This window comes from Phormidesmis sp. 146-20 (genome assembly GCF_052939475.1).
Genome location: NZ_JBJPHT010000009.1, coordinates 106374 through 131237, shown reverse-complemented (window position 1 = coordinate 131237; position 24864 = coordinate 106374). Strand labels below are relative to the sequence as shown.

Sequence of the window (24864 nt, the reverse complement as noted above, 5' to 3'; positions counted from 1 at the left end):
ATTACATTAAGGTGGTTGGATTTCTGCTGTGTGCGGTGTTCTTCTGGGCTTTATTTGGTTGGTTAGCTGACTATTCATTTCCTTTTGGTCAAGCGTTGGAGCTATTTCTTGCGTGTTTCACAGGCACCGTCTCAGCAAAAATAAACAGCTTACAACAACAACTACAAAGAACAGATATAGTTCCTCAGCCCAATAATACACAGCAAGTTCAAAAGCTGAATAATCTAGAATCCCAAGCATGGTTGTATAAAGGTATTCTGGAACGTCTTAGTGAAAATCCTTCTGCAAATCATGAAAAGATCGCTAAAACTCTTGAGGCGTTGGAGCATAAAAGAAGCGAAATCTTGCAAGAACTTGAGCCGCGAAGACCTAGAAGTTATCGTGTTTTAGCAGAAATCCAGGATTCTGCTCGCGAACTCTTGGCGAGTCAAGCTGAGAAAGACTATGAACAACTTGAAAAGATTGTAGTTAATTTAGTTCTCTTCGCGAGTAGCAGACGCCCCTCTCAAGTCATTCTTTCAGAAGTAATTAATGAATTGGCTGTTGAAATAGCACGGAATTCTAACCAAATAAGTCCATATCGTCTTCGTCTTGCTTATAAGCTCGATGAATTAATGAGAGCTATATCATCACGTTTAATTCTAGGCTCTACTGGTTCTGAAACTGATAGTAATTATCAATCACTCGTCACTGAGTTGCGCTCTCGAATCAACCTTTTATCTAATCAATTCAATATGTTACTCAAGGCTAAACAGGAGAGTGAGATCGAAGTCAACAGACGAGTACAGGAGATTTCTAGCCTTACTCGTAATATTTCTGATTTACATAGAGCTATATCTAACCGTGATGCTGATATAACTACTTTACGGAACAATAACCATGAGCTAACAGAATTATCCCGTCGGAAAGAGGCTCAGATAAACAATCTACAGAATTTAATATCTGAACTGCAAAGAGATATTCAGGGTTCAGCAGAAGTTGCCCAGAGAAAACAAGCTCAAATCAATCGTCTACAGAGTCAGCTATCTCAATTAAACCAAGAGAAAAAAGATCTCCAGAGTAGGATTCAAACTACAACCGACCATGCTCGGAGAAAAGAATCTGAGGTTGCAAATTTAGAAAGCGAAAAATCCCAGTCAGATCTTCAAAGATTAGAGTTGCAACAACAGTACCAGTTGCTATATCAAAACTATCGGCAGAATCAACATGAAATAGCTGATTTGAAGAAAAAACTAGAAGATTTGACCGAAACTAATCAATCTAAGCCGCAGCCTCCTACGCAGAAGACATCACAAGCTTCCATTAGACCAACTGCAACTCAACGGAAAATATCAGTACAAAAGTGGGGACAAATTTCTAATCAAAGTGATTATGAATATGTAAACGGTCATTTTAAGCAAAATGGTACTTGGGTTAATGCATACTATCGAAGACCACGAAGAAAGCGGGCAGAATAGTGAGCATCCAGCAGCTCAACAACTCGGTTGGAGAGAACTTGCAAAGTTAATGGCAGAGCCTATGGGCAGTCGCTCAACCGGAACATTTCTGAGTTTGACCGTTCACAATTCACTTTAAGCTGCCTTACCAAGCGAATAGTTCGTATGTCGAAGTATGAATACAATGCATGATCTTTTGCCTCAAGAACAAAACTTCATTTCTGAAATGCCGTTCCTGAAGGAGCAATTTAATACTTTACTGGGCTTTGATGCTTGCTCAGAAGACGTTGAGAATAATCTTTTTGTTGTGGAGTCAAGTTTGAGAGAACGACTATCCAACGGAAGCACTATTCAAGAGCTATTTGCACCAACAGTTGCTTTCATTACACACTTGATAGCTGAAACAACTGGAGGAAGCTTAAAGATGTTTATAGATTAGGAGAAATGTTTATCCGTTTTGGGAGCCTTGTGTTGTGAAACCCGATGGCTTGTTTTGTTTTCCAGTCACACCCGCCCTTCAGTTTCTACATGAGGAGCAATCCTTAGTAGATTGGATTCATCTTGAGATGAAAGGTAGCAACATAACTGGAGGAGCAATCTCAAAAGATATCGATATCACAGTTGGAGATTTGAACTCTTGAAAAGCCCCTGCATTTCCAGATCTCTCAATCACAACATAGACAAACTGACTCTTAGTGGTCGTCTCTAACTAGCCTTCGTCTTGTTGATCGCGCTTTCGATCAAGACGGCGCTGCATCTCATCAAAACGGCGATCGCTATCAATCTTTAGCTGTCTCAGGTCGGCCAAGAGAATTTCAAACCGTCGATCGCTCCTCCAATTTCCGTCTCCCAACTTTTACTCAATATCTCATTACAAAACGTATTGCAAAAAGATAATTACCGACGCAAAGCATAACGATAAGTTATTTAACAAACCAGAATCTCTAAAGTGTGGCTTATCACAATCCTGATATTGTTATTAAGAAGCCGTGCAAAAACACCAGAGCGGATGTAAGCCAAAAAACTGATTCAAGAAATTGGGATCATTTATATCAAGCTGATCCCCTATTGGTGTACGGTACAAAATGGACAACCAAAATCGGTCAGGCGGTCTGTCTGAATGCGCTTGGTGCTGCTTGCTGAAATTTTGACGATTTAAACAGGAAGGGAGATATGTCGTACGCTCAAACCAAGACCCAGAGCAAAACTGGGTACAAGGCTGGGGTTCAAGATTACCGTTTAACGTATTACACCCCAGATTACACCCCCAAAGATACCGATATTCTGGCAGCGTTCCGGGTCACGCCTCAGCCTGGAGTCCCCCCCGAAGAAGCAGCCGCCGCCGTCGCAGCCGAGTCTTCTACAGGCACCTGGACAACCGTGTGGACAGACCTGCTGACCGATCTCGATCGCTACAAAGGACGCTGCTACGATATCGAACCCGTCCCCGGTGAAGACAGCCAGTTCATCGCCTACATCGCCTATCCGCTGGATTTGTTTGAAGAAGGCTCCGTCACCAATCTCTTGACCTCGTTGGTTGGTAACGTGTTTGGGTTCAAAGCGCTCAAAGCACTGCGTTTAGAAGATTTGCGGATTCCCATCGCTTACTTGAAGACCTTCCAGGGGCCCCCTCACGGCATTCAAGTTGAACGCGACAAAATCAACAAATACGGTCGCCCAATGCTGGGTTGCACGATCAAGCCCAAACTCGGTCTATCGGCTAAGAACTACGGACGCGCCGTTTACGAATGCTTGCGTGGCGGTCTGGACTTCACCAAAGACGACGAAAACATCAACTCGCAGCCTTTCCAACGGTGGCGCGATCGCTTCCTCTTTGTCGCAGATGCCATCCACAAATCTCAGGCAGAAACCGGAGAAATCAAAGGTCACTACCTGAACTGTACTGCCGCGACTTGCGAAGAAATGCTGAAGCGGGCTGAGTACGCCAAAGAACTCGAAATGCCCATCATCATGCACGACTTCTTGACAGCAGGCTTCACCGCAAACACCACGCTGGCTCACTGGTGCCGCGACAATGGCGTTTTGCTGCACATTCACCGCGCGATGCACGCTGTCATCGATCGTCAGAAAAACCACGGGATGCACTTCCGCGTCTTGGCTAAGTGCTTGAGAATGTCCGGTGGTGACCACATTCACACGGGAACTGTCGTTGGTAAGCTCGAAGGTGACAAGGCAATTACCCTTGGTTTCATCGACCTGCTCCGCGAAAACTACATCGAGCGCGATCCGTCTCGTGGGATCTACTTCACCCAAGATTGGGCCTCAATGCCCGGTGTGATGGCGGTTGCGTCCGGTGGGATTCACGTATGGCACATGCCTGCTCTTGTGGAAATCTTCGGTGACGATTCCGTGCTGCAATTTGGTGGTGGGACGCTCGGACACCCCTGGGGTAACGCACCTGGTGCAACGGCTAACCGCGTGGCTCTCGAAGCCTGCGTCCAAGCCCGCAACGAAGGTCGTGACCTGATGCGTGAAGGCGGAGACATCATTCGTGAAGCTTGCCGTTGGTCTCCTGATCTGGCGACCGCTTGCGAACTCTGGAAAGAAATCAAGTTTGAGTTTGAGGCTGTCGATACCGTTTGATGAACAGGGATGAGGGGTTGTCTTCGATGATCTGTTCCCCCTTTGGGGGTAATACGCTTCGCGGAAGGGATGAAGGATGAAAAGAAGAGTCGGTGGTGAGAGAGGAGAAATGTAGTAGTACACTCATTCTCAACAATCTCTAGACCTTACTCTTCAATACAGTCTACTCATTCCTCATCCCTCATCCTTCATCCCTCCCTTTATGGATCTCAAGCGAATTGCGAAAGATACGACAAAAACGCTGGTCAGCTACTTGACTTATCAAGCAGTGCGAGTGGTGATTGCCCAGTTGGATGAAACTGAGCCGAAGCGGGCTTACTGGCTGCATCAATTCTCATCACGAGAACGAATTCAGGACGGCGAGGCTTATTTGCAAGCGCTGTTTCGCGAACGGCAGGATTTGGCATTCAGAATTTTGACTGTGCGAGAACATCTTGCAAATGAGATCTCAGAGTTTTTGCCGGAAATGCTGCGATCGTCGGTTCAAGAGTCCAACATGGAGCAGCGCCGCCAGCAGTTAGAACGTATTACGCAGCTAGATTTGACGACTCCCACTGCTTCTGAACCGTCTGAATCTTCTGATTCTGAAGACTCCTAAAGGAGTCGCGTCCACCTTAACCCATCCATCTTTGAGGACATTCATGAAAACTCTACCCAAAGAGCAGCGTTTTGAGACTTTCTCCTACCTGCCCCCGCTGACTGATGCCCAAATTGCCCGTCAGATTCAATACACGATCGACCAGGGTTATTTTCCTTGCATCGAGTTTAACGAGAAGTCTGACCCCGCAGAATACTACTGGACGATGTGGAAGTTGCCTTTGTTTAATGCAACTGGCCCTCAAGAAGTCTTGAACGAAGTGCAACAGTGCCGCTCTGAGTATTCCAACTGCTACATTCGTGTTGTGGCCTTTGACAACATCAAACAGTGTCAGGTGATGAGCTTTATTGTTCACAAACCTGGTACGAGTGGCAACAGCAGTGGCTACCGTTATTAGTTTGCGATTCGCCAAGGTTTAATTAGCAGTTGTTTTGAGGTTCTTAACAGAGAATCTTTCATATGCATCGGGGAGTAGTTTATGCTATCTCCCTTTTTTGTTGTTGTAATGTTTGTTCTACTAATGTCAATCCGACGAAGTTCTTTCCAGTCAATTTACGTCGTGTTGTTTTACTTAAATATTAAATGGGTCTGATGAAGCACGATCGCTACAAAACCGTCCCATCAAACCCATCTAACTAACTTTTAATTTGAAGTTGTTTTGGTTACCTAATTAGGCATTCGAGGAAGTCATTTTTTCGACTTCAGCAGGCTTAAAGAAACCGACGTATCCTGCAACAAGAGCCGTCAATGCATTAAACCAGACATTGTTTCCGTAGATCGGCATTAGCCCAAATGTCGTATTTGTGGCGGGCAGCAAACCCATGAGAACAATCAGCGTATAGACGATCGCAAAGCCGCGATTGTAAACCAACGAGCCGCTAAAACTTGTGGCAGCCGCAATTCCTAAAACGCCAACGACGATGTGAATCGCATTGTGCAAAAAGTTAGTTGGAAACAATCCAAAAACATGTCCATAGCCATCCGAAAAAGACAGTCTAGGAACATAAACTCCAGTCACAGGAGCATCTCCCGGAAACTGAATAAAGCCAGGAATAAACCCAGCAATCCCGACCACTAAAAAGACAATTCCTAGAATCAGAGCGACTGCACGTTCGCTGTCAATTAACTTCTTAAAGGTAGAAGGAAGACTATTCTGCATTTGATTACCTCAGTGGTTGAAAAATTGAGTGCCATACTCACCATTCAAATAAGGTTTTGAGAATAAAAATCTGTCTGAAGGCATTCTTCGATCGGCTGAATCTGAGAAAGAATGCCCCTTAAAATCCTGCGGAAAACCCAACTTAAAATAGCGTGAAATCCGCTCAGAGACTAGCACTCAGCCAAGTCGAATACTCGCGATAATAGAAATATCAAAGAGAAGATTAATCCGAATGAGAATTCAATCATCCGTGCTAGTTCACTTAGGGTTTGGTAAGTATGTGCGCTCTGACCAGGTGACGGCTGTGATTCCGATCGAAGAAGAGCGCGGCCCCGGTCGTCGGACTTTTGTGCATGTGCAGGGACAGTCTGACCCTCTGATTGCCTCTCGTGCCGAAGATTCGATTGTCCGTGATCTCGTGCAAGAACCCCGCGAAGTCACCCAGGCTCGTCAGCAGCAAGAGATTTTGCGCGATGTCTTCAACGATTTGCAGCAGGTGAATAAGTCAGTTCGTCGGTTTTCGCGAGATGAAGGTGGGCTGGATCTCGATCGCTTAGAGCGGCGGATTCGCGAAGTCATCGAAGAATGAATTTCTAAAGCACCTTGCCTAGGGCACCTTCAGAGGGTGGGCGAGCAGTGGACTTTCCTCTAGTGGACTTTCTTCTACTGCAACCGAGAGCGGGTCGTAGCCCAGTTGTTGGCTAATGCGCTGACGGGCCAGCGATCGGTACTCTAGAAAATGCTCCCCCGCGGCACACAATCCCAGGTACATGTTGAGAAACTGCGGCTTCTGACGCGCAATTTGCCAAAGCTGCCACCAAAACTGGGATCGTGTGCCCGATCGCCAAATTCCCTGAATCCACAGCAGTTGAGCGATGAGCCGCAGACCTTTTCCTGGCGGAAAGTGGACATTTTGCTGAAGTCGAGGATTGGCAGTAATCGCCAGACAATGCTGAAAACAACGCCGCAGGTAGTGGGTTGGCTCATACATCGTCCACAGCGCTTGCAGATATTCTTGGGCAATTTCTTCGATCGGGCGGGTTGGCTCAAAATTCATCAGCGTGTTCTGATCGCCAACTTCGAGAGCATCGTGGCTACGGCGGATCAAGCGTTGCTCTTTTTGCAGCCGATCCCACAGTGCCGTGTTGGGGGGAGCTTGCAAAATTCCCAGCATGGGTTGGGGAATATTAGTGGCCTCAACAAATGCTTGAATTCGTGACCCTGCACCTCGGCGTTCTCCATCAAACCCCAAGATAAAACCTGCATAGATTAGCATTCCTGCCTGGGTAATTTTGTGACAAGCCTCAATCAAGGGACTACGGGTGTTTTGCGGTTTGCGCGTGACTTGCAGGCTGTCTTGATCCGGCGTTTCGATGCCCAAAAAGACGCTGTAAAAGCCTGCTTGCCTCATCAGATCCAACAATTCCTCATCTTCAGCCAGGTTGACCGACGCTTCTGTAAAAAAGGTGAACGGATACTGGCGCTGTTGCATCCAGGGAATCAGTTCTCGCAAAAATCGCTTGACGTTGCGCTGATTGCCGATAAAGTTATCGTCCACAATGAAAATCGAGCTACGCCATCCCATGTCATAGAGCGTTTGCAGTTCGGCTAAAGTTTGGGCAGGCTCTTTAGTGCGGGGTTTGCGACCGTAGAGGGTGATGATATCGCAGAATTCACAATTAAACGGGCATCCACGTGAAAATTGAATTGCCATCATGAAATAGGCATCCAATTTGAGCAAGTCAAACCGAGGCATAGGGCTTTGTGTCACATCAGGTTTTTCGGTGGCTCGAAAAGTGCCGCTTTGTTGACCCTGAGCGATCGCCTCGACAAACAAGGGAATGGTGAGTTCGCCTTCATCCAAAATCAGATAAGTTGCACCGGACGCTAAAGCATCTTCAGGCACCGAAGTCGGATAGGGGCCGCCAACTGCAACCTTTTTGCCTCGCCGCACACTCTCGCCAATCAGCGCGTGGAAATCGGTTTGCTGTGCTTGCATTGCTGACAAAATCACGACATCACACCAGTCCCAATCTGCCTCGGTTTCGTAACCAACGTTGCGATCGTAGAAGCGAATTTCCCAATCTGACGGCAAAAGTGCGGCAACGGTGATGATTCCCAACGGCGGAATGGTTGCCTTCAGGCTGGCCATTTCCATGAAGCGATCGTAAGACCAAAAGGTTTTGGGGAAGCGGGGATAGAGCAAGAGTACTTTCATCAAACTGTCCTCAGCAAAATGAGCAATCTGCTGCGCCTCAGAATGTAAGGCGGCAAGCTTAGATGGAGTGAACTTAGATGGAGTGAAGAAGTCTTTGCGTCGAAGCGATGAACAGTGCGCGTTGTTTCGTAGAGGGTTATTCGAGCCAGGAAGAAACTTCCATTGCAACTCAGTCGGGTTTACATCAAGTTTGGAAACTTCGATTAACTAGAAACTACGAATTATTTCTATCAAACAGCAGGTTGAGAACATCAGATACGATTCGCCAACTATATAAATATTTTGAAAAAATTGGTTACATAAACATCAAAAAGGCGATCGACAGTTCGATCGCCCCCTTTTTTGTGATTATTTTTTGAAATCCGAGAACTAAACAGCGGCCAACTCAGGCGCAGGACGTTTGCTGTTACGAATGCCTTCAATGGCAGTAGCATAATCGGGCGCGTTGAAAACAGCGGAGCCAGCGACGATCGCGTTTGCTCCCGCTTCGATCACTTGCCAGGTATTGTTAATTTTCAGACCGCCATCGACTTCGATCCAGGGGTCTAAACCACGCTCATCACACATTTGACGCAGCTTGCGAATTTTGGGCAACACCCCAGGAATAAAACTCTGTCCACCAAAACCGGGGTTGACGCTCATAATCAGCACCAGATCGCACAGTTCCAGAACATAATCAATCAGTTCTAACGGGCTACCTGGATTGAGGACAACACCAGCCTTTTTGCCGTATTCTTTGATTTGACCCAGCGTACGATGCAGGTGAGGAGACGCATTGTGTTCAGCGTGAACATAGATGTGATCTGCACCAGCTTTGGCAAAATCGCCGACATATTTCTCAGGTTCAACAATCATCAAGTGAACGTCGAGCGGCTTTTGGGTGACCGGACGAATCGCTTCGACAATCAGGGGCCCGATCGTAATATTGGGGACAAACCGACCATCCATTACATCCACATGAATCCAGTCTGCTCCTGCTGCATCGACAGCGCGGATTTCGTCTCCTAAACGGCTAAAGTCAGCAGAGAGAATAGAAGGAGCAATGACGATCGGCTTTTGGGATTGGCTCATGGTGGTATTGCGGTTTGGGGTTCAAGGATTGTGATCAGTTTAACAAATTGTGAATATTTTCTCTCATTTATTCAGCAGAAGTTTGTGAAGATTTAGGAACAAATACCTATGAGGGAGAACTGCGATGATCTGTTCCCCCTTTGGGGGTAATCCGCTGCGCGAGGAGGGATGAGGGAGAATAGGTGAAACGGTGTGATGGAGCGTGAAGACGGTGAAGCGATCGCGAGCTTTAAATCTGAGTTGGGTTGTTTTGGGAGTTGGATGCTTAGGGTTGCAGGGGGCCACGGTACGAACGTCGATCGATGAGGATGGCATTGATGCGCTGAGATTGCAACAGCCGCCTTATAACTTGACAGGCAAGAAGATCGCGATCGGACAGGTCGAAATCGGCCGGCCGCCTCAGTTAGGTGTAGATAAAGCGGCTAACAAAAATCGCGTGGTGTTCTTGACGAGAACGTTCTTAAGAAACCAGCCAGCTAAAAGTAATACAAATTTAGACACCCATGCGGCTCAGGTAGCCAGCGTCATGATCGCCAACAGCAAAGCAATTAAAGGCGTTGCGCCCAATGCTCGACTCTATTCATCTGCGGCCGCCATTCCTCAGCGCAGCGGACAACCCGAAGAATGTGCAGCAACCCAACATCTGGCGATGCAAAACGGCGGCGACCTGAGAGCGGTCAACTTTAGCTTTGGGGAAGCCCTTCAGCAAGACCCGCGCCCCAACGCCAAACTCGACGGTAATGCTTTGTTGACTCAGTGTATTGACTGGTCTGCACGAGTGCATGATGTCGTCTATGTGATTGCTGGCAACCAGGGCAAAGGCGGCATTCCCATTCCTACAGACAATTTCAACGGTATGAATATTGCCTTTAGCCGACGAGTGAATGGGGTGTTTGCAAAGGTTGATTTCTCAAATATTGGCGATACGGCTCCCCGCATTCTCAAGCAAAACGATGGCGTAGAAACGATTTTGGGCGGCCGTCGAGGCATTTCACTACTGGCTCCTGGTAGCAAAATTCCGGTGGCAACTTTGGATGGTAGACAGACGAGTGCAGTCGGGAGCAGTTTTGCGGCCCCCCACGTCACCGGGGCTGTGGCACTTTTGCAGGAATATGGCGATCGTCAACTTCGCGCCAGTTGTCAACGCGGTCTGGGCTGCAAACTCCCCTGGGGATTGAATGCCCGTCGCCACGAAGTGATGAAAGCCGTCATGATTAACTCTGCCGAAAAGCTCAAAGACAAAGGCGATGGACTGCTGTTAGGAATGACGCGCACCGTGGTTGAGAAAAACAATCAAACCTGGCTCGATTCTGATGCTTACCGAGATGCCAAAATTCCGCTGAATATTCAGATGGGGGCGGGTCACTTGAATGTGTTTCGAGCGTATCAGCAGTTTAGTTCGGGCGAGTGGAAGGCGGGAATGGTGCCTGCGATCGGCTGGGATTATGGGGAAGTGAGGAGTGAGGAGAGAGGGGTGAGGCGTGTAGAAGCTTCTGGTCAAAAATCTTCTCAGGATTATGTATTAGAAAAGCCTTTGCAGCAGGGGAGTTTTGTCTCGATCACGCTGATCTGGGATCGGCTGGTGGAACTGTTGGATAAAAATCGCAACGGTTCCTATGAGGTGGGAGACACCTTTCGCGATCGCGGACTCAACAATCTAGATCTCTACTTAATGCGGGTCGAGGACAATGACATTCGTAAAAGTGTCTGGTCATCGGTTAGCGACAAGGACAATGTAGAACACATCTTTCATCAGGTTCCTAGTTCAGGACGCTACAAGATTCGGGTGCAGTTTCGCCAACGGTTGAATGAGCCGACTCAGCCTTATGCGCTGGCGTGGTGGGCAGTGCCGTCACAAAAACGGTAACCAATCGCGAATCTGAGGTTTGAGTAAAGTACCGTAGCAGAAAGAACATAAAGCGTAGTTAGTGGTTGCTGACTGCCAAACGCTACTCATTGGGGACGCGATCGATGAATAAATTTATTTTGACCAAACTTGGAATTGCAATGCTGACGACGATCGTCACGCTCAGTTCGATCAGTTGCTCTAGCGTGGCAAGTCCGAATCTGACGGCCAAAAATCCACCCCGCACCGAAACCAAGCAGCCTCCAAAAACCAAGCTTGTGGTCAACCCGCAACTCGTCACCGCCAACACCCGCTTTGGCTTCAAGCTATTTTCTGAAGTGCTGAAGCAGGATGGCAAAAAGAATGTGTTTGTGTCGCCGTCGAGTGTGGCGATCGCGCTCTCAATGGCTTACAACGGCGCAGGGGGCACAACTCAGCAAGCGATGGCCAAAGCGTTAGAAGTCAATGGATTGAGCCTGCAAGCAGTGAATCAGGCAAACTCGGACTTGAAGCAACTTCTGCAACAGGGAGATCCAAAAGTTGAGCTAACGATCGCCAATTCTCTTTGGGCTAGACAGGGCGTAACCTTCAAGGCTGCGTTTTTGGAAAGTAACAAAACTTTTTACAATGCCGAGGTGACGACGCTAGATTTCTCCAGTCCGACCGCCCCCAAAACTATCAACAGTTGGGTTGATCGCAATACTCGCGGCAAAATTAGCGAAATCGTAGACTCGATCGACCCCGACCAAGTGATGTTTTTGGTCAACGCCATCTACTTTAAAGGCAAGTGGACAACTGAATTTGACAAACAGCAGACGAGCGATCGTCCGTTCTCTTTGCCCAACGGCAGCCAAAAACAGCATCCCACCATGCAGCAAAAAGGCGAATATCGCTACTTTGAGACGGAGCAGTTTCAAGCGGTGAGCTTGCCTTATGGAAAGGGGCGCACCAGTTTGTATGTGTTTTTGCCCAAAAAAGGATCTAATTTGACTGCGTTCTCCAAGACCTTGACGGCCGAAAATTGGCAGACCTGGATGAAAAAATTTGGCAAGCGGGAAGGACTGATCGAACTGCCCCGCTTCAAGATGGAATATGAGATCGAACTCAAGAAAGCATTGTCTGCCTTGGGCATGGGAGAAACCTTCGATCGCCAAGCCAATTTCTCCAACTTAGCCGACGTGCCCGTCAAGATCGATGAAGTCAAACACAAAACCTTTGTCGAAGTCAATGAAGAAGGCACCGAGGCGGCGGCTGTCACCTCGATAGGCATTCGTACTACCTCCGTTCAGGTGGACAGTCAGCCCTTTGAGATGAAAGTCGATCGTCCCTTTTTCTGTGCGATTCGGGACAACAAGACGGGTTCGATTTTATTCATGGGGTCGATCGTTGATCCCAAATAACCGGAAGCAAAAAAAAGGCACAACTGAATGCGCCTTGTTTTGTGAATTTCAATCGTGAATCAGTTAAAAGCTGCTAAAGTCAAGGGATGAAGCCAGTTCTAATGCTTTTTTCATCCCTCAACTCAACCCCTTAGCTCTTGGTTTGCACTTCTACTTTCTCGACATCAGCCGTTGAATGAGTTTCTGACTGATCCTTTAAGAAAACGGGCGGCGTTGAAGTGTTGGCAGACTCGATCGGAGTCCAGTCTGTATGGAAAACACCTTCCTTATCGGTACGCAAGTACGTGTGAGCGCCAAAGTAGTCGCGCTGTGCCTGAGTGAGATTTTGAGGCAGGCGATCGCGGCGGTAGCTATCAAAATAGTCCAGCGATGCACTAAACGCCGGAACCGCAATTCCACTCTTAGCCGCTTGAGCCACCACTTCACGCCAGGCAGTCTGCTTATCCAAAATGGTTTGTTTGAACTCAGGAGCCAGGAGCAAGTTGGGTAGATCAGGATTTTCATTGAAAGCGTGCTTGATCTTATCCAAAAAGCCAGCCCGAATAATACAGCCACCTTTCCAGATGCGGGCACATTCAGCCAGATTTAGCGCATAGCCATAGGTTTTGGAAGCGGAACTAAGTAGGGCCATGCCTTGCGCGTAAGAACACATTTTTGAGCAGTAGAGCGCATCCCGCACCATGTCGGTAAAGGCTTTGGCATCCCCTGAAAACTGCGTTCCTGGGCCAGTCAACACCTGCGACGCTTCTACCCGCTCTGTCTTGAAGGAAGACATGATCCGAGCATTCACCGCCGCAATGATCGTGGGAATCGCGACCCCTTGTTCGAGAGCATCTGTCACCGTCCAGCGCCCTGTCCCCTTTTGTCCAGCGGCATCTAGAATCACATCAACAATGTGCCCGCCCGTATCGGGATCGAGTTTTTTGAAGATGTCGGCGGTGATTTCAATCAGATAAGAATTGAGTTCTGGGGTCGTATTCCATTCAGCAAAAACGGCTTGAATCTGATCATTATTCAAACCAGCCACATTTTTGAGCAGGTCGTAGGCTTCTGCAATCAGTTGCATATCACCGTACTCAATACCGTTGTGAACCATTTTGACGTAGTGACCTGCGCCACCCGCCCCAATGTAAGTCACGCAAGCCCCATCGTCTACCTGAGCCGCAATCTTGGTGAGAATCGGTTCTAGATATTCGTAGGCGGACTTTGTACCACCCGGCATCAAACTGGGGCCATTTAGGGCACCTTCTTCGCCTCCACTGACTCCCATGCCGATGAAGGTAAACTTGGCTTCTTCTAAGGCGCGGGCGCGACGGGCAGTATCGCTAAACAGGGAGTTTCCTCCATCGATCAGAATGTCACCCTCATCGAGCAGGGGTTTGAGTTGATCGATCATGGCATCGACAGGTGCGCCCGCCTTGACCATAATCAAAATTTTACGGGGACGATCGAGCGACGCAACAAACTCCTCGATCGTATAAGCCGCCTTAACATTTTTACCGCCTGCCCGTTTTTCCATAAAGGCATCGGTTTTCTCACGAGAACGGTTGTAAACCGCAACGGGAAAGCCATTACGCTCGACATTGAGCGCCAGGTTCTCGCCCATGACTGCAAGACCAATTACTCCAAAACTCTGTGCCATAAGACTCTCTGCTAACTCTGTAAAAGCTGGGGCTGCAATTCTTCACCCTTACGGTAGCCTGATCCTCACAAGATAGCCTGGAAGATTAGATTAAGACTCTGAGGCGAGACAGATTCAAAATCGGACAGGTCAAGCCAAAATTTCCAGGAGTTGAGCAGGAGTTTGAATCAAAAAATCGGGCTGGTGCGCCGCTAACACGTCAGGAGAATTGAAACCCCAGGTCACCGCGATCGCCCTCACACCACTCTTTTTGGCTGCCTCAATGTCTCTCGTTTCGTCGCCGACATAGAAAGTTGATCCGGGATCAAGCTGATTTTGCCAAAGAATGCGTTTGATCAAGCGACTTTTGCCAAACGGGTGGCGACTACAAACCACACAGTCAAAAAGCGCGTCTAACTGCTGAATCTTGAGAAAGGATTGGATGTTTTCTTCAGAATTGGTAGAAACGATACCCAGACGATCGCCTCTCACTTTCAGGGCTTGCAGCGATTCTTTCATGCCAGGAATCACCTCAATTTGCTGAACTTCTCGTCGCATCTCACCAATAAATCGGCGCAGCAGAAAGGGCAATTTGAAAATAGAAATATCGGTTTGTTTGATAATTTCTTTAGAACTTAGATTTTGCAATCGTTGGAGATCTTCACCCTCGATCGGCTGATAGCCAAACTCTTTTGCCAGTTGATTGATCACTCGAATCGCCGTCTCAATGCTGTCTGCGATCGTTCCATCAAAGTCAAACAAAACTACATTCACAGAACCTCGCAACCCTTACCTGTCAACTCGATCGCTCCCTTAAAACAACTGCCCAAAAGGCCAATTGAACCTCTTGGGCAGTCTATCTTAAAACAGGATGCCGATCATCCAGATTATTTGCCAACTACCTGATTTTTTAGCTTATCAATCTCTTGCGACAGTTCTTGACGATCAGAGGCTTTCAGCAGATAGCGATAGACAAACCAGATGGCGTATCCAAAACCAATTAGCTCAAAGGTTGGCTCCAGCAAGGGAATTTCGTTAAGCGCGCTCAGGACGGCGAGGGTCAGTTTCACAGAGACGATCGAGCCAAAAATCAGACCCAGATTTACGATCGGCTTTTGGTATTCTGCAAAAAACTTGCCAATGTATTCGGGCAGCGCAGAGACAAAGGAGTAGGCTTTTTCACCAATTTCGCGCCATTGTTCATTATCAGCCGAGTTCATCGGTGCGAGAGTGCCCGCTTCGTCTGTGTTGATTGGCTCAATTACGCCACTGGGAGTAGCGGTGTATTCTGCTTGTTTCAATTCAGGTTCTACCATAGTAAATTCCTTGAGAACGACAATTGGGGCATCGACTGGACAAGGGCCAGCGATCGGACAGTAACAGAATTCAAGAACAGGTTTCGCTATCTTTCAAACATAGACGAACCAAAATTTGAACACGCCACTTGCAAGATAAATAATTACCCGAATATTCGGATTCTGTAAACTACATCTTTACTGAAGATAGTAGTAGATGTTTGAGAAGATGAATTCTATCAGAGGTGGAGTCTCCAGATTTTGCTCCATCCGCCCACTTAATCAGAAACCAATATTGTATTGATTTAAAAGCCAGAAAACTGAGTGAAAGCACTTATTTTTCCTCGACACCGATCAAACAAACGATACTTTCCCAAGACAGACACGTTGCTTTTTCCTAAAGAGGATTGATTCTAGGCGCATCTGGTTCGTCAGTATAGTACGAATAATAGTACAAATAGTCTGGCTAAACCCTAATTGAAACAAACCGTTTGGATCGCCTGCCAGATTTCGTCGCTGACGTTAGCCAAGGCGTGATCACTCTCCAATTCAATGAACGTTACCCAGGGACGATCGCTGGCATAGTTTCGACTCGCCTGAATGGGGATCACGTCGTCCTCAACGCCATGCAAAACAAGTGTGGGAAGTGAGCGCTGCAACCGACTTGTCTCATACTGACTGCAATCTACGACAAATTGATAATCCAGCGGCAACAGACGATCTGCTCCGTAGTGATAGACCAACAAGGGGGTGCCCGATCGCCACTGCTGCAATTGTCGCGATCCCAACTTGGGCAGCCAGTGATCCAAAAAGTCAAAGGCGGGGGCCAAGAGAATCAAGCGATCGACCTGTGGATTTAATTCTCCCAACCAGGCAGCGGTCAGTCCTCCAAAGCTAGAACCGATGAGGGTGACAGATTCCCCCGGCAAAAAGCTAGACTGCACTTGCTGAATCTGGCGAGTCAGCGTCAGATGTGTGAAATCGTTTTGATTGAGATCGGGAATGTGAAGGGTGAGATTTTGTTGAGTAAAGTGCTCGTAGAGATCTTGAGCCTTGCGCGATCGGGGACTCGAAGCAAACCCATGCAGATAATAAAACGTCACAAATCTTTACCCTTTCCTGGACGACGCATCCCTGGATTCCCGCGTTGATCCATGCGTTCAGCAAATTTTTGTCGCTGTTGAGGAGTCAAAACCTGACGCATTTCTAACATGCTGTTGAACTGAGTGTCTGCTACCTGCTGTCTTAGCGTTTGTGCTTCGCGATATTTCTGCCGAATCGCCTCAACGCTGGCATCTCCCGCCATCAACGCACGTAATTCTTGCTGTGACTGACGGGCCGCTTGGCGTTGACTCACCAACTTGTCCTGATACTGCTTACGAATCGATCGAATCTTCTGCATCTGGTCAGGCGACAGATCCAAGTCTCTTAACCAACCCATCCCCCGCTGTCTCACTAAGGGATCAGGACTTTGGGCAACCTCTTGTGGCTCACTTGCAGCGATCGTGTCCGGTGAAGACGCAGGCGCAGAGCCTTGTAGAGTCGGTCTAGCAAACACTACAGCACCTCCAAGAAGAATCAGGGCAGCGGCGATCGTGGGCAAGGGGCGGAACATGGGAATTTTGGGGAGGGATGAGGGATGAGGGATGAGGGATGAAAAAAGAAGTTTGTTACAGAGTCGGGAGAGCTAAGTAAATTCTGATTAATAGAGACGTTTAACCAGAAGTTTTGTCTGAAAGTCCCCCAGAATTGGGGGGTTAGGAGGCAGAAGACACGAACAACGAAGCGAAAAATCTCCTCAAATTGACGTTAACTTACTGCTCGTCACTGACAGGGAGAAACGGGGTATCTGAATCGTTGACGGTGTTGTGCCAGTTAGTTTCCATAAAGTCTTCCAGAGAGGCGAGTTCGGTGGGGCTGGGTTGGGGAGGGAGAAAGGCGCGGTAGCTGAGGAAAGAGGCGACCAGGGTGGCGGCGATCGCCGAAGGCACAACCCATAAATAACGCGGCCTTTGAGCAGGGGCCATCTCTGGAAGCGCAGACATCAAAGCATCCTCTAAATCCTCAGACGCAGGAGGCGAAACGGGGCGATGTTGACGTAAAAACTTCACAAGATCGTGATCGTCAGGAAACTGGCTCATATCTGCACTCCTTCTGTTTGCAGAAATTGTCTCATCGCTGCACGGGCATGAAATAAGCGAGACTTTACCGTTCCGATCGGAATCTCTAAAATCTCAGCCACTTCTTTTTGAGGCAGACTTTCTAGATCATGCAGCACCAAAATCGTGCGGTGGTCAAAGCTCAAGGTTTTTAAGCCTCGCTGCACCAGATCTTGATAGTGCAACTCCATGAGATCGGGCGCGTCTTGCTGAGTGGGCGCTTCACGGGTCAACGCTTCAAACCGCGATCGGCCTTTAGCAGCAAGCTGTCTTTGATCCGAGGCGACGTTCCAGGCGATGCGATAAAGCCAGGTCGAAAACTGAGCCGTCTGACGAAACTTGGGCAGCCCCTTCCAGGCTCTCAAAAACACCTCCTGTACCAAATCGTCTAACATGGCAGGCTCACACATCTGAAACAAAATTCCTCGAACGCGATGCTGATGTCGCTGATAGAGTTGCCGAAAACTTTGTCGATCGCCCTGGATACATCGCTGCACCAGATCTTGATCAGACCCCTCAGAATGACTGTGAGACGGATGATTGGCTATCACTTCAATCGACGCAGCTGACACCTGTGGATCTGCCTCCACCGGATTGATTCGTTATACCCTTTAGACGGGAACAAAAAGGAAAGGGTTCAACACTAACCCGTCAAATCCAAACTTAACGTTAGTTCAATGAACGTCTCCGATCGCAAATCTGGCAACGTCTTCTAAATCCTCCACCCTTGAGGCACCCTTGAGGCACCCTTGAGGGACTTTGAATCGGAAATCTTGTCTGAAAGTTCTCTAAAATTGGCAGCTTGGAGCACAAGCGTAGAACATCGAAGCGAAAAACCCTCCTCGAATTCACGTTAAAAGTCGATCGCTCCGTAGATTGATCCATAATAAGATCCCCCAAATTGATACTGAACTTGATCCCATGTCTCCTCTTTCTGAGCAAGTTATTTTAATTACAGGTGCATCTGCGGGCATCGGTGCAGCCCTGGCGCGAGTTTTGGCCACCCACTATCCTGGGATTTGCCTGGTATTGGCGGCTCGCAGCGTAGAAAAACTCTCACAGGTTGCAGAGGATTGCAGCAAGGCGGGGGCAGACGTGCTGACCGTACCCACTGACATCGCTCAAGTCGAACAGATTCAGGCGTTGGTGGACGCAGCGATCGCTCGATTTCAGCGGGTCGATGTGCTGGTCAATAATGCAGGCTATGGGCAGATGGGGCCGATCGAGCTAATTCCTACAGCCGCCGTTCAGAGACAATTTCAGGTTAATCTGTTGGGCACGATCGCCCTGACTCAAGCCCTGATCCCGATTATGCGAAACCAGGGAGGCGGCAAAATTATTAACCTCAGTTCTCTGGGTGGTAAGATCGCCTTTCCGTTTGGGGGACTTTATAGTGCGTCTAAGTTTGCGATCGAAGCCCTCAGTGATGCCCTGCGGCAAGAATTAGAGCCATTTAATATTCGGGTCAGCGTCATTGAGCCAGGGCCCGTCAGTACAGAATTTTTTGAGGTGGTGGATCGAGAAGTCGATCGCACGATTCAGAACCCCGAAAAATCACCCTATCGCGCAGCCTTCAAAAAGCTAGAAGATCTCGAAAAGCAAACCAGTAGTCGAGCCTGGACTTCAGAACGAGTCGCCAGCGTGATCATTCGTGCGATCGCGGCCCAACATCCCAAACCGCGCTATGTTGCTGCCACCAGCGGAAACTTCTTATTGTTCATGATGACCAAAGTTTTGCCGACCAGTTTGGTAGACAAGTTTTGGCAGAGATTTTATGGAATCGACCTCGTGGCAAAAGACTGGCAAGCCCAACAAAGGAGTCCAAAACAATGAGTTCAAAGAAACCCATCCGCAGACCCCATCGCCGTTCAATCTTTCACCCTCAACCCTCACCCCCCTCTGCAATGGATCTTCTCGAATATCAAGCTAAAGAACTCTTTCGGGAGATGGGCATCCCCGTTTTGCCGTCCCAAAAAATCGATCGTCCCAGGGATCTGAAAGCGCTAAAAATTCCCTATCCTGTCGTGATCAAATCTCAGGTTTATACAGGGGGACGCGGCCGGGCGGGGGGAGTGCGATTTGTCGAGAATACGATCGATGCCGTGGCCGCCGCGCAAACGATTTTTAACTTGCCCATTTTGGGAGAATATCCCAAGGTGCTGTTAGCCGAGGCCAAATACAATTCTGACCAAGAACTTTATCTAGCGGTTGTGCTAAACCGATCCATTCGTCGTCCGGTTCTGTTGGGGTCGCAAAAAGGCGGTATTGATGTGCAGTCGGCAATCGATGAAATGCAGCATGTCGTCGTCGATCAAGAATTTTCACCTTTTTATGCGCGTCGTCTCGCTCTCAAAATGGGCTTGCAGGGAGCCTTGATCAACTCCGTCAGCGCGATCGTCGAAAAGATGTATCGTCTCTTTGTAGACAAAGACCTGGATCTGGTCGAAATCAATCCTCTGGGCGTGAGTCCGACGGGTGAAGTGATGGCCCTTGATGGCAAAGTCACCGTCAACGATGATGCACTGGCTCGACATCCGGCATTGGCGGCCATGCATTCTAAGCCGATCGTTCCCGTCCCCGATCGGCTTCCCGAAGTCAGTTCTACCCTTGATCCCGAAGGGCAAATTGGCATTCTCTGTAACGGCGCAGGGCTAACGATGGCCACGATGGATCTCGTGTGTCAGTCAGGAGGAAAACCAGCCAGCTTTATGAATATTGGCGGCGAAACTCACAACATCTGGCTCAAACATTCTCTCTCAGATCGACTAGAGCAAGGGTTGGATCTGATTGCTCAAAACAAACAAGTGCGCGTTATTTTGATCAACTTGATTAGTGGGACGGTTTCTTGTGACGAATTGGCAGCGGCGATCGCGCGGTTTCTACAACGCCACACCCACAACATTCGCAATATCAGCGAAGCAAGAGATGACTTGACACTCAATCGAGCCAATCGCCCTCCAATTCTGGTTGCCCGTTTAGTCGGGTCTCATCTATCTGAGGCAAATGAGCGCCTGTCTGCCACTCAGGCCTTTGTTAGCGAAGATTTGGATACCGCCGTTTCGCAAGCGATCGCGCTCTGCAAATCAAATAAAAAGGGGACTTAATCAAAAATTAAGCGCTTCTTAACTTACAGTTGAATAAGTACTTCTACGGATCTTTCGCTGAAAGTTTGAGTCATTAGTCTTTCAGCTTAGAAACTTCAAAAATTGTGATCGACTCAGCAGAAATTTAAACCTGGCTGCGTCATAGTACCAGTCATAGCCTCTCTATCGACTATGCCAAATTGCCGAAAACCTCTCCATCTTTGTGCGTAGGAACTTCCGACACGCCTGCCCCAAAACCTGTTTTAGGGAGAGTTGCATCCCCATTCTGGTCATTCTATAGTTACTTACTCAAAAGCTATTTACTCAAACGCTCTTACAAGCAAAAGACTTTCGATTGACTCACTCCTCTATCCACCTTCTTAGAATTTTATGAATTTCACCCCACACAGTAAAGTTGTCGTGCAGGGCATCATGGAACCTCTGGGCATCACCTATGCTCCTTTAATGCAGGCCTACGGCACCAATATTGTTGCAGGGATCAGTCCAGGATTTGGAGGGCAGATGCTGCATGAGATCCCAGTGTTTGACATGCTGGAGCAGGCGCTTCCCCTGGTTGGTGCGATCGACACGGCAATCATTTGCAATCCTCCTTATTCAGCGCTGGATGCTGCTTTAGAAGCGATCGCGGTCGGAGTCCGCCAAATTGTGTTGATTGGTCAGGGAATGCCTCCGTTGGATATGGTGCGGCTGATTCGCAAGGCAGAAGCGACCGAAACGCTAATTGTCGGCCCAAACAGTCCCGGTGTGATTGTGCCGGGTCAAGTGCTACTGGGTATTCATCCTCCCGAACTGTACAGCCCTGGCTCGATTGGATTGATCAGTCGGAGCGGCACCTTGACCTATGAAGTCGCCTGGTCGCTGACACAAGCTGGACTGGGACAATCGATCGCCGTCAGTATCGGAGGAGATGCGATCGTCGGTTCGTCATTTCCACAATGGCTCCAGATTCTCGACGAAGATGAGCAGACGGATGTGATTGTTTTGGTCGGCGAGATTGGAGGAGACAGCGAAGAAGCTGCCGCCCACTACATTGCAGAAGCGATCGATAAGCCTGTGATTGCTTATATTGCTGGCAGAAGCGCCCCCAGAGGCAGAAGAATGGGGCATGCTGGCGCAATCATTGATTTGCAGGTGGGAGATTTTGGTTCAGACATTGGCACTGCCGAGAGTAAAGTCAGCGCCTTCAAACGTGCCAAAATTCCCATTGTTGATCGCCCCTCTGACATTCCCACGATGGTCAAGAAATTGCTGAAAATTCCTGCACGGCGATCGGCTGGGTAACGATTGTAGATTTAAACCTGGCGAATTAATTCGCAGCTATGAGAACAAAACCCGCCTTCGCGGGTTAAACTTTTAGTTCAAATCTGGCTTGTGGGGCATTGCTCAGATGGTGAATAGAGGGAAGCGCTTCATCGAATTCACCCAGATTCTACGGCAAAAGGACGGAGGAATTGACGCGACATCTCCTGCTTTGGATAGGAGTTAAGGAACGCGATCGCACCTACGCTTTAAGTCAAGAATCTGCAAAAGCCATGACTCAAGGAAACAGCCTTACCTTGCCTGCTGGCACCGAGCCACCCGATTTTGAACGGGGTTCTATCTTCTTCATCGGCACCGCCACCGTAATTCTGCGCTATGCCGGATTCACGATTTTGACCGACCCCAATTTTTTGCATCAGGGCGATCACATTCACCTGGGATACGGGTTAACCTCGACTCGGCAGACTAACCCCGCGATCGACATCGAAAACTTGCCCCCGATCGATTTCGTTTTGTTGTCTCACAAACATGATGACCACTTTGATCGGATTGCCGAAGAAAAACTAGATAAAGGAGTGGCGATCGTCACGACTCATCACGCTGAGAAATCGCTGAAAAAAATCGGCTTTCGTGAAATTTATCCACTCGACACCTGGGACACGCTAACCGTTAACAAGGGAACTGCTTCGCTAAAGATCACGGCGATGCCTGGGAGACATGGCCCCGGAATCATGTCCGCACTGCTTCCCAATGTCATGGGCAGTATGTTGGAGTTTCAGCCAACCCCTGGAGACACCAAATTTCGCTTATACATCACAGGCGATACGCTAGTCTATGACCAGATTAGAGAGATCCCAAAACGATTCACGAATGTGGATCTGGCCCTATTGCATCTAGGAGGCACCAGAGCCTTTGGAATTTTAGTCACAATGGATGCTCAGCAAGGAGTCGAGATGATTAAAATTATTTCTCCTCGTCGGGCTATTCCCATTCACTTTAATGACTACACTGTATTCAAGTCACCCTTAGAAGAATTTGTGCAGGCCGTTGAGCAAGCTGGATTATCAGACCGTGTACATTATGTGAGTCATGGTGATACGTTTGCGTTTGAAGTTGCGGCTTATTCGCAATCAACTCTTTAAATAAAAATCAGTAACGAGTTATGAAAACAATCGAACCTAATGTAGCAACGCATCCAGATTTTAGACTAGCCGCCGCTGGAGGAATTTTGTTGGGCATGGGATTCGCAGGATTTTTTGATGGAATCGTTTTACATCAAGTTTTGCAGTGGCATCATTTGCTGACAAGTATTCGTCCGACTGATAGCCTTGCTGATCTCGAAGCCAACACCTTTTGGGATGGAATCTTTCACCTGGGAGCCTATGGATTGACGATCGCTGGACTCATTCTCTTATGGCGGGCCAGACCACAGCTACCTGAGTCGCCCAAATTTCTCAGTGGTTTAGTTCTTTTCGGATTCGGCTCGTTTAACTTGATCGAAGGCTTAATTAATCACCAAATCTTGGGCATTCACCACGTCAAGTATGGGCCGCATCAAACCGCCTGGGATCTGGGATTTTTGGCTCTGGGGATTCTATTTATGATGGGAGGCTGGTTGCTTTTTGATCGCGCCCGACCCAAACCACTGTCTTCCAAAAGTTAGAGATTGCCAATCAGATGTATTAATCTCTGCTCATCATAAAGGGTGAAGAAAAATGAGGTAACGATCGCTACGATCAAGCTAAATTTGAAGAGGAAGATTCACCTTGAAACCAAATTTAGTTTCCAAGCAGGTCGATCTAAAAGAGTGCAAAATTCGCTATTTAGAAAGCGATCCGTCTAGAGAAACTCCGCCGATTCTATTTCTACACGGTTGGGGGATCTCAGCGCAGCCTTATCACGAAATTCTCACACTTCTGTCTCAAAACCATCACGTTATTGCCCCAGACTTACCTAGCTTTGCCGGATCAACACGCTCCGAACTAGTCGAAAGCTACGCCCATTACTCAGATATTTTGGTTTCTTTTTTAGACACGATCGCCATTCCAAAAGTTCATTTAGTCGGTCACTCCTTTGGAGGCGGAATTGGGGTCACGATCGCTTCTTTTGCACCCAAGAAAATTCAAAGTTTGGTGCTGGTTGGCTCTACAGGAATCCCCTCCGGATCTATTCCAGAAGTGCTATTGCGCCGAGCGATCGAGATGCCTTTACAGATATCAATTCCCAAACTACAGTTACAACTCGTTGAGATTCCTCAAGTCTTTCTGCCTAATTTAGTCTTTAACACTGGCAACTTTATTCAAGCGCTATTTCTTTCATTAGAAAAAGACCTCACCCCGCTGCTTTCTCAAATTCAGGCTCCTTGTTTGTTACTCTGGTCACGAAAAGATCTGACAACTCCCCTTTCGTCTGGTCAAGAATTTCATCGCCGTATCAAACACTCCAAACTAACGATCGTCGAAGAGGGATACCATGAGTGGAATCTATTGTATCCAGAGAAGTTCACCGCGATCGTTTCAGAATTTATCGAGCACAATGCGTCTTCCGTAAGAGGCGTTACGATCGCTTAAGGGGGCATAATTTAAGCTAATTAGTATTTCTACCCATACGAGCGATGAACTGCTCTCTATTTAACAATTCTGTGGTTGACCGTATTCTTGTCGTTGATGATGTTGCCGACAACTCATTCTTACTGCAAACTCTTCTAGAACTTGAAGGCTACCAGGTCGAAGTCGCAGACAGTGGCTATTCTGCGCTCGAAAAAATTGAGTTAGAACCGCCTGATCTAGTTTTGCTAGATGTGATGATGCCAGGCATGAATGGTTATGAAGTTGCAAAACATATTCGTAAAAACCAGCAGCTTCCTTTTATTCCCATTTTGTTAGTAACAGGGTACGACTCAAATTCTCTACCTCAAGTGGATGAAGTTAGTGTCAATGGGTTGATTCACAAACCTGTTGTATTTGATGAGTTGTTAACGAGAGTTCAAACAATTCTTCACCCTGATCTCAACTAAAAATCTCACTTAAAATCCCGAAAAGCTAACTTCACCGAGAGCAAAGCATTTTCTAAACTTTTTCTTGGCTAAACAAG

General features: G+C 47.9%; 26 protein-coding genes. 15 read left to right on the top strand and 11 right to left on the bottom strand.

The features are described from left to right. The first annotated feature begins 11 nt into the window (after window positions 1-11). Window positions 12-1457, top strand: coding sequence for a hypothetical protein (locus tag ACKFKH_RS10450; protein ID WP_446858221.1), 1446 nt, complete (start codon window positions 12-14; stop codon window positions 1455-1457). 154 nt (window positions 1458-1611) lie between these two features. Then, complete coding sequence (locus ACKFKH_RS10445; protein WP_446858220.1) at window positions 1612-1875, top strand: hypothetical protein; 264 nt, start codon at window positions 1612-1614, stop codon at window positions 1873-1875. Window positions 1876-2145: 270 nt separating this feature from the next. Here ACKFKH_RS10445 and ACKFKH_RS10440 read toward each other — a convergent pair whose 3' ends face one another. Continuing rightward, complete coding sequence (locus ACKFKH_RS10440; protein ID WP_446858219.1) at window positions 2146-2289, bottom strand: hypothetical protein; 144 nt, start codon at window positions 2287-2289, stop codon at window positions 2146-2148. Between the two features lie 320 nt (window positions 2290-2609). On the opposite strand from ACKFKH_RS10440, the gene ACKFKH_RS10435 reads away from it, so the two are divergent. From ACKFKH_RS10435 to ACKFKH_RS10425, 3 genes are all read left to right on the top strand, one after another. Further along, window positions 2610-4040, top strand: a complete 1431-nt coding sequence (locus ACKFKH_RS10435) for a form I ribulose bisphosphate carboxylase large subunit (RefSeq protein ID WP_446858218.1) — start codon at window positions 2610-2612, stop codon at window positions 4038-4040. Between the two features lie 202 nt (window positions 4041-4242). Then, window positions 4243-4638, top strand: a complete 396-nt coding sequence (rcbX, locus tag ACKFKH_RS10430; protein WP_446858217.1) for a RuBisCO chaperone RbcX — start codon at window positions 4243-4245, stop codon at window positions 4636-4638. A 43-nt stretch (window positions 4639-4681) separates the two neighbouring features. Next, the gene (locus tag ACKFKH_RS10425) at window positions 4682-5035 is read left to right on the top strand and encodes a ribulose bisphosphate carboxylase small subunit (RefSeq protein WP_446858216.1); all 354 of its coding nucleotides are present in this window, start codon (window positions 4682-4684) and stop codon (window positions 5033-5035) included. A gap of 273 nt (window positions 5036-5308) precedes the next feature. On the opposite strand, the gene ACKFKH_RS10420 is transcribed toward ACKFKH_RS10425, so the two are convergent. Then, on the bottom strand, window positions 5309-5797 hold the full coding sequence (locus tag ACKFKH_RS10420) for a DUF4383 domain-containing protein (RefSeq protein WP_446858215.1): 489 nt from the start codon (window positions 5795-5797) through the stop codon (window positions 5309-5311). Between the two features lie 232 nt (window positions 5798-6029). Here ACKFKH_RS10420 and ACKFKH_RS10415 point away from each other — a divergent pair, with 232 nt between their 5' ends. Next, a complete protein-coding gene (locus tag ACKFKH_RS10415) occupies window positions 6030-6386 on the top strand; it encodes a hypothetical protein (RefSeq protein WP_446858214.1) in 357 nt (118 codons plus the stop codon). Between the two features lie 18 nt (window positions 6387-6404). On the opposite strand, the gene ACKFKH_RS10410 is transcribed toward ACKFKH_RS10415, so the two are convergent. After that, entirely contained in the window at window positions 6405-8015 is a 1611-nt protein-coding gene (locus tag ACKFKH_RS10410) for a B12-binding domain-containing radical SAM protein (protein WP_446858213.1), read from the bottom strand. Between the two features lie 369 nt (window positions 8016-8384). After that, complete coding sequence (rpe, locus tag ACKFKH_RS10405) at window positions 8385-9086, bottom strand: ribulose-phosphate 3-epimerase (RefSeq protein WP_446858212.1); 702 nt, start codon at window positions 9084-9086, stop codon at window positions 8385-8387. A 211-nt stretch (window positions 9087-9297) separates the two neighbouring features. Between rpe and ACKFKH_RS10400 the strand changes: the two genes are divergently transcribed. Further along, window positions 9298-10953, top strand: coding sequence for a S8 family serine peptidase (locus ACKFKH_RS10400; RefSeq protein ID WP_446858211.1), 1656 nt, complete (start codon window positions 9298-9300; stop codon window positions 10951-10953). Window positions 10954-11057: 104 nt separating this feature from the next. Continuing rightward, window positions 11058-12332: a serpin family protein gene (locus ACKFKH_RS10395; protein ID WP_446858210.1), complete on the top strand. Its 1275-nt coding sequence runs from the start codon at window positions 11058-11060 to the stop codon at window positions 12330-12332. A gap of 130 nt (window positions 12333-12462) precedes the next feature. Here ACKFKH_RS10395 and gndA read toward each other — a convergent pair whose 3' ends face one another. The 7 genes from gndA to ACKFKH_RS10360 all read right to left on the bottom strand — a co-directional run bounded on the left by gndA (window position 12463) and on the right by ACKFKH_RS10360 (window position 17979). Beyond that, complete coding sequence (gene gndA, locus ACKFKH_RS10390) at window positions 12463-13974, bottom strand: NADP-dependent phosphogluconate dehydrogenase (protein WP_446858209.1); 1512 nt, start codon at window positions 13972-13974, stop codon at window positions 12463-12465. Between the two features lie 129 nt (window positions 13975-14103). Next, complete coding sequence (locus ACKFKH_RS10385; RefSeq protein ID WP_446858208.1) at window positions 14104-14727, bottom strand: HAD-IA family hydrolase; 624 nt, start codon at window positions 14725-14727, stop codon at window positions 14104-14106. A gap of 113 nt (window positions 14728-14840) precedes the next feature. After that, the gene (locus ACKFKH_RS10380) at window positions 14841-15269 is read right to left on the bottom strand and encodes a CAAD domain-containing protein (protein WP_446858207.1); all 429 of its coding nucleotides are present in this window, start codon (window positions 15267-15269) and stop codon (window positions 14841-14843) included. Window positions 15270-15721: 452 nt separating this feature from the next. Further along, window positions 15722-16351 (bottom strand): YqiA/YcfP family alpha/beta fold hydrolase, encoded by a 630-nt coding sequence (locus tag ACKFKH_RS10375; RefSeq protein WP_446858206.1) that lies wholly within the window; start codon window positions 16349-16351, stop codon window positions 15722-15724. Continuing rightward, window positions 16348-16863 (bottom strand): Spy/CpxP family protein refolding chaperone, encoded by a 516-nt coding sequence (locus ACKFKH_RS10370; protein ID WP_446858205.1) that lies wholly within the window; start codon window positions 16861-16863, stop codon window positions 16348-16350. Before ACKFKH_RS10370 ends, ACKFKH_RS10375 begins: the two co-directional genes overlap by 4 nt. Before the next feature lie 199 nt (window positions 16864-17062). After that, on the bottom strand, window positions 17063-17389 hold the full coding sequence (locus tag ACKFKH_RS10365; protein ID WP_446858204.1) for a hypothetical protein: 327 nt from the start codon (window positions 17387-17389) through the stop codon (window positions 17063-17065). Then, a complete protein-coding gene (locus tag ACKFKH_RS10360; protein ID WP_446858203.1) occupies window positions 17386-17979 on the bottom strand; it encodes a sigma-70 family RNA polymerase sigma factor in 594 nt (197 codons plus the stop codon). The genes ACKFKH_RS10365 and ACKFKH_RS10360 overlap by 4 nt, the downstream gene beginning before the upstream one ends. 349 nt (window positions 17980-18328) lie before the next feature. Here ACKFKH_RS10360 and ACKFKH_RS10355 point away from each other — a divergent pair, with 349 nt between their 5' ends. The 7 genes from ACKFKH_RS10355 (at window position 18329) to ACKFKH_RS10325 (ending at window position 24787) form a co-directional block, all read left to right on the top strand. Beyond that, entirely contained in the window at window positions 18329-19240 is a 912-nt protein-coding gene (locus ACKFKH_RS10355; RefSeq protein ID WP_446858202.1) for an SDR family oxidoreductase, read from the top strand. Between the two features lie 71 nt (window positions 19241-19311). Next, a complete protein-coding gene (locus ACKFKH_RS10350) occupies window positions 19312-20511 on the top strand; it encodes an ATP-grasp domain-containing protein (protein WP_446858201.1) in 1200 nt (399 codons plus the stop codon). A 369-nt stretch (window positions 20512-20880) separates the two neighbouring features. Continuing rightward, window positions 20881-21792: a succinate--CoA ligase subunit alpha gene (locus tag ACKFKH_RS10345; RefSeq protein ID WP_446858200.1), complete on the top strand. Its 912-nt coding sequence runs from the start codon at window positions 20881-20883 to the stop codon at window positions 21790-21792. Window positions 21793-21962: 170 nt separating this feature from the next. Next, the gene (locus ACKFKH_RS10340) at window positions 21963-22913 is read left to right on the top strand and encodes an MBL fold metallo-hydrolase (RefSeq protein WP_446858199.1); all 951 of its coding nucleotides are present in this window, start codon (window positions 21963-21965) and stop codon (window positions 22911-22913) included. A gap of 20 nt (window positions 22914-22933) precedes the next feature. Next, on the top strand, window positions 22934-23434 hold the full coding sequence (locus ACKFKH_RS10335) for a DUF2243 domain-containing protein (protein WP_446858198.1): 501 nt from the start codon (window positions 22934-22936) through the stop codon (window positions 23432-23434). 103 nt (window positions 23435-23537) lie between these two features. Further along, window positions 23538-24341: an alpha/beta fold hydrolase gene (locus ACKFKH_RS10330; protein WP_446858197.1), complete on the top strand. Its 804-nt coding sequence runs from the start codon at window positions 23538-23540 to the stop codon at window positions 24339-24341. Between the two features lie 44 nt (window positions 24342-24385). After that, on the top strand, window positions 24386-24787 hold the full coding sequence (locus ACKFKH_RS10325; RefSeq protein ID WP_446858196.1) for a response regulator: 402 nt from the start codon (window positions 24386-24388) through the stop codon (window positions 24785-24787). Window positions 24788-24864: the final 77 nt, after the last annotated feature.